Origin of the sequence: Arthrobacter pascens (assembly GCF_017052465.1) — a bacterium.
GTDB lineage: Bacteria > Actinomycetota > Actinomycetes > Actinomycetales > Micrococcaceae > Arthrobacter > Arthrobacter pascens.
In genome coordinates this window covers 87,395-98,727 of the sequence record NZ_JAFHKT010000146.1, presented here as the reverse complement: position 1 = coordinate 98,727, position 11,333 = coordinate 87,395, and the positions used below count along the sequence as shown (strand labels likewise).

General features: G+C 66.8%; 9 protein-coding genes and 1 pseudogene. 4 read left to right on the top strand and 6 right to left on the bottom strand.

Features of this window, described 5'->3' with window-relative positions; genetic code table 11:
* From JYA52_RS16190 to JYA52_RS16175, 4 genes and pseudogenes are all read right to left on the bottom strand, one after another.
* A pseudogene (locus JYA52_RS16190) lies at positions 1-234 on the bottom strand (sugar phosphate isomerase/epimerase); the annotation flags it as partial.
* A gap of 1 nt (position 235) precedes the next feature.
* Positions 236-1,420 carry a Gfo/Idh/MocA family protein gene (locus JYA52_RS16185; protein WP_205654192.1) on the bottom strand — a complete coding sequence of 395 codons (1,185 nt, stop codon included), beginning with the start codon at positions 1,418-1,420 and terminating at the stop codon, positions 236-238.
* A gap of 10 nt (positions 1,421-1,430) precedes the next feature.
* Positions 1,431-2,558, bottom strand: coding sequence for a Gfo/Idh/MocA family protein (locus JYA52_RS16180; protein WP_205654191.1), 1,128 nt, complete (start codon positions 2,556-2,558; stop codon positions 1,431-1,433).
* A complete protein-coding gene (locus JYA52_RS16175) occupies positions 2,555-3,304 on the bottom strand; it encodes a sugar phosphate isomerase/epimerase family protein (RefSeq protein WP_205654190.1) in 750 nt (249 codons plus the stop codon). The genes JYA52_RS16180 and JYA52_RS16175 overlap by 4 nt, the downstream gene beginning before the upstream one ends.
* Before the next feature lie 159 nt (positions 3,305-3,463).
* On the opposite strand from JYA52_RS16175, the gene JYA52_RS16170 reads away from it, so the two are divergent.
* The 4 genes from JYA52_RS16170 (at position 3,464) to JYA52_RS16155 (ending at position 7,881) form a co-directional block, all read left to right on the top strand.
* A complete protein-coding gene (locus JYA52_RS16170) occupies positions 3,464-4,684 on the top strand; it encodes an ROK family transcriptional regulator (RefSeq protein ID WP_205654189.1) in 1,221 nt (406 codons plus the stop codon).
* A 34-nt stretch (positions 4,685-4,718) separates the two neighbouring features.
* On the top strand, positions 4,719-5,831 hold the full coding sequence (locus tag JYA52_RS16165) for a Gfo/Idh/MocA family protein (protein WP_205654188.1): 1,113 nt from the start codon (positions 4,719-4,721) through the stop codon (positions 5,829-5,831).
* A 1-nt stretch (position 5,832) separates the two neighbouring features.
* Positions 5,833-6,573, top strand: a complete 741-nt coding sequence (locus JYA52_RS16160; protein ID WP_205654187.1) for a ThuA domain-containing protein — start codon at positions 5,833-5,835, stop codon at positions 6,571-6,573.
* 117 nt (positions 6,574-6,690) lie between these two features.
* A complete protein-coding gene (locus JYA52_RS16155; RefSeq protein WP_205654186.1) occupies positions 6,691-7,881 on the top strand; it encodes an MFS transporter in 1,191 nt (396 codons plus the stop codon).
* A 195-nt stretch (positions 7,882-8,076) separates the two neighbouring features.
* On the opposite strand, the gene aceB is transcribed toward JYA52_RS16155, so the two are convergent.
* Together aceB and aceA are read right to left on the bottom strand one after the other, a co-directional pair.
* Positions 8,077-9,747: a malate synthase A gene (gene aceB, locus JYA52_RS16150; RefSeq protein WP_205654185.1), complete on the bottom strand. Its 1,671-nt coding sequence runs from the start codon at positions 9,745-9,747 to the stop codon at positions 8,077-8,079.
* Between the two features lie 208 nt (positions 9,748-9,955).
* Positions 9,956-11,299: an isocitrate lyase gene (gene aceA / locus JYA52_RS16145; RefSeq protein WP_205654184.1), complete on the bottom strand. Its 1,344-nt coding sequence runs from the start codon at positions 11,297-11,299 to the stop codon at positions 9,956-9,958.
* Between the last annotated feature and the right edge of the window lie 34 nt (positions 11,300-11,333).

Here is an 11,333-nt window from a genome sequence, read left to right as displayed (position 1 = left end):
GACGGCCTGGCCCTTGAGGTGGTTGGAGATGGCCCAGACTTTGAGGTTGTACTTCTCCAGCACGGCGAGTTTGGATTCGGCGTAGCCGGGTTCGTCCCAGCGCCAGGCGTCCAGGTGGTCCCCGGACACGGCGATTTCGAGACCGTCGTAGCCCCAGCCGGAGGCCAGTTTGGCGACTTCCTCGAACGGCAGGTCGGCCCACTGGCCGGTGAACAGGGTGTACGGGCGGGGCATGTCAGGCTCCTTCGGCGGGGGAATCGCTCACCGGGACGGTGAGCTGGACAGTGGAGGACTTGGCGCTGGCGGATTCCTCGACGGCTGCCAGGACGCGCTGGACGGCCAGTCCCTCCTCGAAGGAGGGCGAGGGCGCGCTGCCCTGGCTGAGTGCGAGCAGGAAATCACGGATCTGGTGGGTGAAGGTGTGTTCCCACCCGATGATGTGGCCCTGCGGCCACCATGCGTCCATGTAGGGATGCTCGGGTTCGTTCACGAGGATGCGCCGGAAACCCTGTTCCCGGACCGGGTCCGTCGCGTCCAGGAAACCCAGCTCGTTCAGCTCCTCAAGATCGAACAGAACCGTTCCTTTGTCGCCATAGATTTCCAGCCTGAGGGAGTTCTTTTGCCCGGTGGCAACGCGGGAAACTTCCACAGAGGCGATGGCACCGCCGGTGAGTGACAGCGTCGCCCAGGCGGCGTCGTCGACCGTGACCGCCTCGGGGCCATCGGCGCCCGGACGGCTGGAAACGAAGGTGTGCAGGCGTCCGGAAACGTCGGTGACGGCCTCACCGAGCAGGAACATGACCTGGTCGATGGCGTGGGAGGCGATGTCGCCCAAAGCGCCGGAACCCGCAGTGTCCTTGCGCAGCCGCCAGGTCATTGGCGCCTGCGCATCAGTGAGCCAGTCCTGCAGGTACGCGGCCCGGACGTGCCGGACGGTTCCCAGCCGGCCTTCGGCGATGAGTTCTTTGGCCAGGGCCAGCGCCGGGACGCGGCGGTAGTTGAAGCCGACCATCGACTGCACGCCACGCGTTCTCGCCGCCTGGGCCGCCCGCGTCATGGCTTCGGCCTCGGCCACGGTGTTGGCCAGAGGCTTCTCCACCAACACGTGCTTGCCGGCCTCGAGGGCAGCGATCGCGATCTCCGCGTGCATCCACCCCGGGGCGCAGATGTCCACGATGTCGATATCGTCCCGCTCCAGGACGTCGCGCCAGTCCGTGGCGGACTCGGCCCACCCATACCTGGCCGCGGCGTCGGCGACCTGGACGCGATCCCGTCCGACCAGCACTTTCTGCTCGAAAGCCGGGACATCGAAGTAGCTGGCCACGTTCCGCCACGCATTCGAGTGGGCCTTGCCCATGAACGCGTAACCGATCATGGCCACCCCCAGTGGGCGGATTTGCTGCGGTTCTTGGGTTGTCATTGCGCTGTTCCTAGACGGTGGAGGCAGTGGGGTTCCAGTCCTCGGGGAGGGCCGGGGATTGCGGTGCGGAGCTTTCGACGTCGACGAACGTTCCGGAGTCCACGGACTCGGAGATGGCCACCATGGTGTCCAGCACGTGGTAGGCGAGCTGTCCGGTGGCGCGGTGCGGGACGCCCGCGCGGATGGAGCGGGCCATGTCCAGGACGCCCATGCCGCGGCCGTTGTCCGGGCCGGTGGCGGGGATGACGGTCCAGTCCTCGTCGCCCGCGCGCCAGAGCCTGACCTCTCCGTGGAAATTGTTGGGGTCCGGCAGGGAGATCGTGGCCTCGGTGCCGGTGATCTCCACGAACCCCATCCGCTCGCGGGGGGATTCGAAGCTGAAGACGCTGTGCGATGACTGGCCGCCTTCGAACTGCGCCATCGCGCTGACATGCGTGGGGACCTCGACGGTGAATTCCTCGCCCAGCCGTGGGCCGGAGCCGATCACGCGGACCTCCGTGGACTTCGAGCCCATGGCCGCCACTTTGCTGACCGGGCCAAACGTCTGGACCAGCGCGGTGAGGTAGTACGGCCCCATGTCGAACAGCGGCCCGGCACCGTACTGGAACAGGAACGCCGGATTCGGATGCCAAGATTCGGGCCCCGGAGTCTGGAATGTGGTCATCGCCGTCAGCGGAGTCCCGATGTCGCCGCGTTCGATCAGCCGGCGCGCCGTCTGCAGGCCGGCGCCCAGGAAGGTGTCCGGGGCGCAGCCGAGCCGGCGTCCCGCCGCCTCTGCTGCCTTAAGGAGTCCCAGGCCGGATTCGCGGTCCAGTGAAAACGGCTTCTCCGTCCACACGTGTTTTCCCGCGCGGACGGCGGCGGTGGCCACTTCCACGTGGGCGGCCGGGATGGTCAGGTTGACGATGATTTCGACGTCGGGGTGGCCCAGCGCCGCGTCCACCCCGCCCGAGGCGGGGATGCCGTATTCCCTGGCACGCGCCGCGGCGGAGTCCTCGGAAAGGTCGGCGATGACGTGCACCTTCAGGTCGGGGAAGACCGTCAGGTTGTCCAAGTACTGCTTGCTGATGTTGCCTGCGCCGATGACGGCAACGCCCACGGGGCCGCTGCCGCTTGCTGGAGCCTGGGCGGCGCTCATGAATGTATCTGCCCGGTTGCTGCCTTCTGCAGGAACGCCAGGCTCTGGGCGATCCCGTCAAAAATGTCCCCGGAGTAGTCGTCGAACTCAACTACCCCGACTTCCAGGGATTTTGCCGCGGCGATGACATCCAGCACTGCCACTTTGCCCTTGCCCGCAGGCAGCTGCGCCTTGGTGTCCGTGGTGAGCGGGCCGTCCTTGATGTGGATTAGCCGCACCCGGTCACCCAGCCGCGTGAGGACTTCCACGGGATCCTGGCCGCCAACGGCAACCCAGTAGGTGTCGACTTCCAGCACCACCTCAGGGTCGAGCAGCCCGGCGAAGTACTCCAGCGCGGACTGGCCCTCGATGGTGGATTCCAGCTCCCACTGGTGGTTGTGGTAGCCCACCCGGATGCCGTAGTCGGCGGCCTTTCGGGCGGCAGCGTTGAGCTTCTCAGCCGTAGCGCGGACATCCTCTGCCGACTGCCAGTGCTCGGCCGTTATGTACGGCTCGATCACTGTTTCCATCCCCAGGGCCCGGGCCGCGGCAAAGATCTGGTCCTGGTCCTGGCTGAGCAGGGGCGCGTGGCCGGACGGGGCCGTCAGGCGGTTGGCCTTCAGCGCTTCGCCGAGTTCCTTGGCGGTCGCCACGAAGTTGCACGGCTCCACCTGGGTGAAACCGATCTCGGCCACTCGCCGGATGGTGCCGGGAAGGTCCTCCTCGAGGGGCCCGCGGAGAGTGTAGAGCTGGAGTGAGTACGTCATGGTTCTCCTAACATCTTGCTGATCGTCCGGGCAGCCCATGACCCGGCGCGGCGTCGGGAGTGGGTCTTTTATGAAGCTACGGCTACTTTTACCGCAAGTCAATCAAAAGTTTGCAGAAGTACTGACATAAGTCGGCCGGTGTGTGCTATTCCTTAACCCATGCAGACATCTCCTGCCCTTGAGCGGCCGTCGGAGGACGCCGGGCTGTGGGCCCGTGCCGGCGACCTCTTTCAGCTGCTCCGTGACGGCAAGGCACGGACCCGCGCTGAACTGACTGCGGTCACGGGCCTTGCACGCACCACAGTGGCGGCCAGGATCGATGCCCTGACGGCGGCGGGCTTCGTGGGTCCCGCAGGTGAGGCGGCTTCCTCCGGGGGCCGGCCGCCGTCGCGGTTTGTCTTCAACGCCGGTATGAAGGTGGTGTGCGCGGCCGACGTCGGCGCTTCGCACGCTTCCGTTGCCGTCACGGACCTGAACGGGGACATTCTGGCCCGCCACTCGGGCGCCTTGGAAATCTCCGAGGGTCCCGAGGCTGTGCTTGATTGGGTCATCGGGAACTGCAGGTCGCTGCTGCAAGGCATCGGCCGTGCGGACGGAGACGTGGCGGGCGTGGGAATCGGCCTGCCGGGGCCCGTGGAGCACGATACCGGCCGGCCGGTGAAGCCTCCCATCATGCCGGGCTGGGACGGGTTCGACGTGGCCGGCTATGTCCGCGCCGAGCTGGGAACCGAAGTCCTGGTGGATAACGACGTCAACATCATGGCCGTGGGCGAGCGGCACGCCTTCTGGCAGGACCACCGGAACCTCCTTTTCGTGAAGGCCGCCACCGGCATCGGGGCTGGCATCATCAGCAGCGGCCAGCTGCAGCGGGGAGCCGACGGCGCATCGGGGGACCTCGGCCACGTCCGCGTTCCCAGCGGCGAGGACGTCCTGTGCCGTTGCGGCAACCACGGCTGCCTCGAGGCGCTGGCATCCGGCCCCGCGCTGGCAGCCAAGCTGAGGGCCCACGGGATCGATGCGGTCTCCGGCACGGCCGTGGTGGACCTGGCAGCAAAGGGGGATGTGCAGGCCATTCTCGCGCTGCGACAGGCGGGACGGGACATGGGGGAGGTGCTGGCCATCTGCGTGAATCTCCTCAACCCTTCGGTGATCGTGGTCGGCGGCAGTCTCTCGCGCGCCGGCGACCAGCTCCTGGCCGGTATCCGGGAAACCGTCTACCGGCGGTCCCAGCCGCTGGCCACGTCCAAACTCCGCATCGAGCAGTCCAAGGCACCTGTCGATGCTGCCATCTGGGGAGCCAGCCGGATGGTCATTGAGCACGTACTTTCGCCCGAGGCCGTGGAATCAGCCATCAGGCACGCCGCCATTCACAACGCCTAGCGTTTCAAATCGACAAGAAACAAAGGATCCATTCGTGAGTAATCAACAGCCATCACGCCTCCCCGCCACGGCACCCCTGAAAGTTGGGGTCGTCGGCATCGGATGGGCCGGTCAACAGCACATCAAGGCCTACAAGAACATCGACGGTGTGGAGCTCGTCGCCGTGGCCGCCATGGAGGAGGACCTCCTTGCCGGCATCAAGGCCGAGTACGGCATCCCACACACGTTTGCCCGCTGGGAGGACCTGCTCGAGCTCGAAGGACTCGACGCCGTCAGCGTCGCGGTGCCGACGTTCCTGCACGCGCCGATTGCCATCGCCGCGCTTGAGCGCGGGCTGCACGTCCTGAGCGAAAAGCCCCTGGCCCGCAACGGCGACGAGGGCAGGCAGATGGTCGAGGCAGCCCGGGCGGCCGGCCGTGTCCTCGACGTCGCCTTCAACCACCGCCGCCGCGGCGACATCCAAAAGCTGAAGAGCATCATGGACGGCGGCGAGCTGGGCCGCCCGTACTACGCCAAGGCCTCCTGGCTCCGCCGGCAGGGCATCCCCATGCTGGGCAGCTGGTTCACCAATCCGGCGCTGGCCGGCGGCGGGCCGCTGGCGGACATCGGCGTCCACGTCCTGGACTACGCGCTGCACCTGCTGGGCGAACCGAAGGTCCTCTCCGTCTCCGCGTCGACACATTCGGAACTTGGCCCCCGCGGCCTCGGCGGAAACGCCCGGTACACCGCGATGCAGGCTGCCCACAAGTTTGAGGTGGAAGACTTCGCCTCTGCCTTCATCCGGCTTGAAGGCGGAGGCACGCTGATCCTCGAAGCAGGCTGGGCGGCGTACCGCGACGAAGACGACCTGATGGACTTCACCGTTTACGGTACCGACGGCGGCGCGGACCTGCGCGCCGTCGGGGCCTCCGACGCCCCCGTCGCGGACCTTCGCATCTTCAAGGAGAAAGACGGCGAAAACGCCGACTACACAGTTGTGGCCGAACCCGGCAGGGCACACCAGGCCGTGGTGGAGGACTTCGTTGAAGCCGTCCGCGGAGGCGAGTCCGTGTGGGGCGCCCACGACGGATCACTTGCGCTGACCCGCGCCCTGGTGCTCGACGCCTGCTACAAGTCCGCCCTCGAACAGCGCGAAGTGAGGCTCTGACATGCCCGACAAACTGAACATTCTGGTGTGGAACGAAGGTGTCCACGAGGCCCGCAACGAGCCGGAAACCATGGCGGAGATGTACCCCAGCGGCATCCACGGCGCCATCGCTGAGGGCCTGAAGGGCTTTTACCCGGATTCAAGCATCACCACGGCAACGCTGGCCGACCCGGAGCACGGGCTCTCGGAGGAAACCCTGGCCGCCACCGACGTCCTCCTCTGGTGGGGGCACGTGGCCCACGCCGAGGTCAGCGACGAGGTGGTGGAACGCGTCCAGCGCCACGTCCTGGGCGGCATGGGGCTCATTGTCCTGCACTCCGGCCACTTCGCCAGGATCTTCACCAAGCTCCTGGGAACCACCTGCTCCCTCAAATGGCGCAACGACGGCGAGCGCGAACTCGTGTGGACCGTCAAGCCTTCGCATCCGATTGCCGCCGGTGTGGAAAGCCCCATCGTGATCCCGAAGCAGGAGATGTACGGCGAGCTGTTCGATATTCCGGAGCCCGATGACCTGATTTTCATCAGTTCCTTCGAAGGCGGCGAAGTCTTCCGCTCGGGGGTCACCTTCTCCCGCGGCAAGGGCCGGATCTTCTACTTCAGCCCGGGGGACCAGGAATACCCCGTCTACCATCAGCCTCAGATCCAGCAGGTGATTGCCAACGGCGTCGGATGGGTGGCGCAGCCGGCGCAGTTCCGTGAGGCGCCCGGTGTGGGCAACGCCCAGCGGGACTGGTACCTGTAACAGGCGCACGGAAAAATCGTCCGGACCGGTGGGCAGTCATGCCCACCGGTCCGCACGTGATAGCAATAAAGAGATGAAACCGCTTTCCATCCTCCCCTCAGCCTGCCCGGCAGCCCCATGAGGCGACTGGGCTCCACGATCCCGAGCAGCTGGATTCTCCTGGCATGCATAGGGCTTATTGCCCTCAACATGCGGGGACCGTTCGTGGCGGTGGCCCCTGTGGTGGAGCCAATGCAGCTGGACCTCGGGTTCTCGCCGGTGGAGCTGGGACTCCTCACAGGTATCCCGGTGCTGTGCTTTTCGCTCGCAGCGCCGCTTGCCTCCCTGGCGGCGCGCCGGCTGGGAGCGGAGGTGGCCATCACGCTGACCCTCCTGGGGGTTCTGGCGGGCGTTGTTGTCCGGTCCGCCGGCGGCGGAGCCATGGTGATGCTCGGGACTGTAATCCTCGGCGTGGCCATCACCATCGGCAACATCGCGGTGCCACTGATCATCAGGCGGGATTTTTCCTCCCGCCGGCAGGGGACCGCGCTGGGGATCTACACCGCCGCCCTGAACATTGGTTCATTCCTCACCTCCGTGGTGACGGCGCCCCTGGCCGAAGCCGCCGGGTGGCAGCCGGCGCTCGCCGCCAGTGCCTTGTTCGCCGTCGCCGCGATCGCGTTCTGGGTGCCCGCGGCCGGCCGCGGGGCGTACGTCCCCGCCGCCGATGACGGTTCTGGCGGGCCGCCTGCGGGCGGCCGGCCGGCCTCTCCGTGGATTACGGTGGGCCTGACAGCCGGTTTCGCCGGACAGGCCATCTCCTACTACGGGGTGACTGCATGGCTGCCGACGCTGCTGTCCGACGAACTCGGCATGGCGCCGGCCGCCGCCGGTGCAGGGTCGTCGCTCTTCCAGATCCTGGCGATACTGGGTGGACTGGGAGTTCCGCTGGTGGCGCGGTTCATGAGCACGACGGCGGTTGCCCTCACCTTGGGTGCCATGTGGCTCACCGTTCCCCTCGGGCTGCTGCTGGCGCCGGAGCTGTGGTGGCTCTGGTCGTCCCTCGGCGGCGCGGCCCAGGGCGGCGGCATCACGGTCATCTTCATCGCCATCATCAAGCTGGCCGTGGACCAGGCCTCGGCAGGCCGGATGTCCGCGGTCGTTCAAGGCGTCGGATACTGTTTCGCGGCCGCGGCGCCGACGTTCGTGGGCTACGTCAACAGCGTCACCGGAGGTTGGACCGCGCCCCTGCTGGTGATCCTGGGCTCGGTCCTGGCGTTCATTCTGGGAACAACCCTCTCCGTCCGCAAGGTGCCGAAGCAGCGCTAGGCCGCCAACCGCCGTCGTACGCCCCTTTAACACCAAGCGCGAACTGGCAGCTAATGCCCTCAAACCCGGAGTTTAAGGTCATTACCTGCCAGTTCGCGCTTCATGGGGGGCTCCGTTGCCGGGCAGCCTCCCCGGATTTCGGGGGTGCTGTTGCGAAGGCGTGGCGGCCCGGCGGACGGAAACTTGGGCGGGTTTCTAGGCGGCGACCAGCTCGTCTTCGATGGCTTCGGCCGTGGCGTCAGCACCCTGGCGGGCCTCGTGCAGGTACCTGGCGTAGGCCGGAACCGTCAGGAAGCTGGGGAACTTGTCGCTCAGCGTGACTTCCTCGAAGATGTCGCGGGCGTCGGCGAAACGGTCGCCGTCGAAACGCTCCAGCCGGGCGAACTCCTCGTCCAGCATGTCCTCCACCCATTCCTTGGAGATGATTTCGCCGTGGTCCGTGATGGCCCGGGAGTAGATCCACTGCCACAGCTGGGAGCGGGAGATCTCGGCGGTGGCCGCGTCTTCCATGAGGTTGTGGATGGCCACTGCGCCGTTGCCCCGGAGCCAGGATTCGATGTAGCGGATGCCGACTTCGATGTTGTTCCGGATGCCCTGTTCGGTGATGGTCCCGTGCGTTGCCGCCACGTTGATGAGGGCACGGTCGTCCGGGGTGACGTCCTCGCGGAGCCGGTCCAGCTGGTTGGGGCGGTCACCAAGGACGCCGTCGAACACCTCGCGGCAGACGGGAACGAGGTCCGGGTGGGCCACCCATGAGCCGTCGAAGCCGTCGGCTGCCTCGCGGGTCTTGTCCGCGCGGACCTTTTCGAAGGCGCTGGCGTTGGCGGCCTCGTCCTTGCGGTTCGGAACTGCGGCGGCCATGCCCCCAATAGCCATGGCCCCCCGCTTGTGGCAGGCGCGCACCAGCTGTTCGGTGTAGGCCCGCATGAACGGGGCGGTCATGGTGACCTGGCCGCGGTCCGGGAGGACGAACCGGGGGCCGCGGGTGCGGAAGTTCTTGATCAGGGAGAAGATGTAGTCCCAACGGCCGGCATTGAGGCCGGAGGCGTGGTCCCGCAGTTCGTAGAGGATCTCCTCCATCTCGAACGACGCCGTGATGGTTTCGATCAGCACGGTGGCGCGGATGGTGCCCTGCGGGATGCCGAGCAGGTCCTGGGCGAGGATGAAGATGTCGTTCCAGAGCCGGGCCTCGAGGTGGTTCTCGATCTTGGGCAGGTAGAAGTAGGGGCCCTTGCCCTGTGCCAGCAGGCGGCGGGCGTTGTGGAAGAAGTACAGTCCGAAGTCCACGATGCCGCCGGCGACCGGGGCGCCGTTGATGAGCATGTGCTTCTCGGGCAGGTGCCAGCCACGGGGGCGGACCACGATGGTGGGCAGGTCCTCGGCAGCCTTGAGCTTGTATTCCTTGCCCTCGGGGGTGGTGTAGTCGATCCGCCGCTCCAGGGCATCGGTGAGGTTCAGCTGGCCCTGGATCACGTTGCGCCAGGACGGTGTGGAGGAGTCTTCCATGTCGGCCAGCCAGACCTTGGCCCCGGAGTTCAGGGCGTTGATGGTCATTTTGCGGTCCACCGGTCCGGTGATTTCCACGCGGCGGTCCTCCAGGCCTGGGGCCGGGGGAGCGACGCGCCAGTTGGGATCGGTGCGGACGGACTCGGTCTCGCGGAGGAACCGCGGGTCCTGGCCGCCGGCGATCTGGTCCCGCCGTGCCCTGCGTGCCCTCAGCAGCTCCTCGCGCCGTCCGGCAGTCGCCTTGTGCAGCTGCGCAACGAAGGCCAAAGCGTCCGGAGTGAGAACCTCGCTCTGCCGGCAAATGGGCTGGGCGGTCAGTGTGATCCCGTTGATGGTGAAGTTGTCGGTGAAGCTGTTCATTTCTGGCTCCTTAAAGCAAGAAGGAATGGTCGACGGCGGCTGGCGACGTACATAAATAGGCGGTGAACTGGACATCCGGCAGCGTGCGTAAAAGGGGCCCTATGGCCGGCTTCGTCCTCGCCCAGCGAGGTAAGAAGCCGGCCATGGGGAATAGCACGCCGAGGATCGTCCGGTTTGCCGACGGGCGCGAGGCCCGCCGTCGTGAGTGTTAGTGGAACTGGCCCTCTTCGGTGGATCCCACGAGAGCGAGGGTGGATGCGTTCGGGTTGAGCGCAGTGGCGATGTCGTCGAAGTAGCCGGTGCCGACTTCGCGCTGGTGCTTGGTCGCGGTGTAGCCGCGGGACTCGGAGGCGAATTCCTTCTCCTGCAGCTCGACGTACGCGCTCATGCCTGCCCGGGCGTAGCCGTGGGCGAGGTCGAACATCGAGTAGTTCAGGGCGTGGAAGCCGGCCAGGGTGATGAACTGGAAGGTGAAGCCCATGGCGCCGAGTTCGCGCTGGAACTTGGCGATGGTGGCGTCGTCCAGGTGCTTGCGCCAGTTGAACGACGGGGAGCAGTTGTAGGAGAGCATCTGGTCCGGGAAGTCGGCCTTGACGGCTTCGGCGAACTTGCGGGCCAGCTCCAGGTCCGGGGTGCCGGTTTCCATCCAGATGAGGTCCGAGTACGGGGCGTAGGCCTTGGCGCGGGCGATGCAGGGTTCGATGCCGTTGCGGACCTTGTAGAAGCCCTCGGGGGTGCGGACCGGCTGTCCGCCTTCGCGGAGGATGAATTCCTGGTCGCGCTCGTCGACGTCGGAGGTGATCAGAGTGGCTGCCTCGGCGTCGGTGCGGGCAATGACGACGGACGGGGTACCGGCGACGTCGGCGGCCAGGCGGGCCGCGTTCAGCGTGCGGACGTGCTGCTGGGTGGGGATCAGGACCTTGCCGCCGAGGTGGCCGCACTTCTTCTCCGAGGCGAGCTGGTCCTCCCAGTGAACACCCGAGGCGCCGGCCTGGATCATGGACTTCATCAGCTCGTAGGCGTTCAGCGGTCCGCCGAAGCCGGCCTCGGCGTCGGCCACGATCGGTACCAGCCAGTCCTCGACGGTCTGGACGCCCTCGGAGAATTCGATCTGGTCGGCCCGGAGCAGGGCGTTGTTGATGCGGCGGACCACGGTGGGAACCGAGTTGGCCGGGTACAGCGACTGGTCCGGGTAGGTGTGGCCGGAGTTGTTGGCGTCGGCAGCGACCTGCCAGCCGGAGAGGTAGATGGCGCGGAGGCCAGCCTTGACCTGCTGCACGGCCTGGTTGCCGGTGAGGGCGCCCAGGGCGTTGGTGTACTTGCCTTCCTTGTGCTCCTCGGTGAGCTGCTTCCACAGCTTCTCGGACCCGCGGCGGGCCAGCGTGTGCTCTTCGGAGACTCGACCGCGGAGGCGGACGACGTCGGAAGCCGAGTAGTCGCGGGTGACGCCTTCCCAACGCGGGTTGGCAGCCCACTCGAGCTCCAGGGCGGCGGCCTGCGATGTTGCGTCCTGGCCGGACGGCTGCTGGGTGGGCTCAAATGCTGCAGTCATCTTTGTCTCCTTGTATGTGCTCCCCGGGCCATTC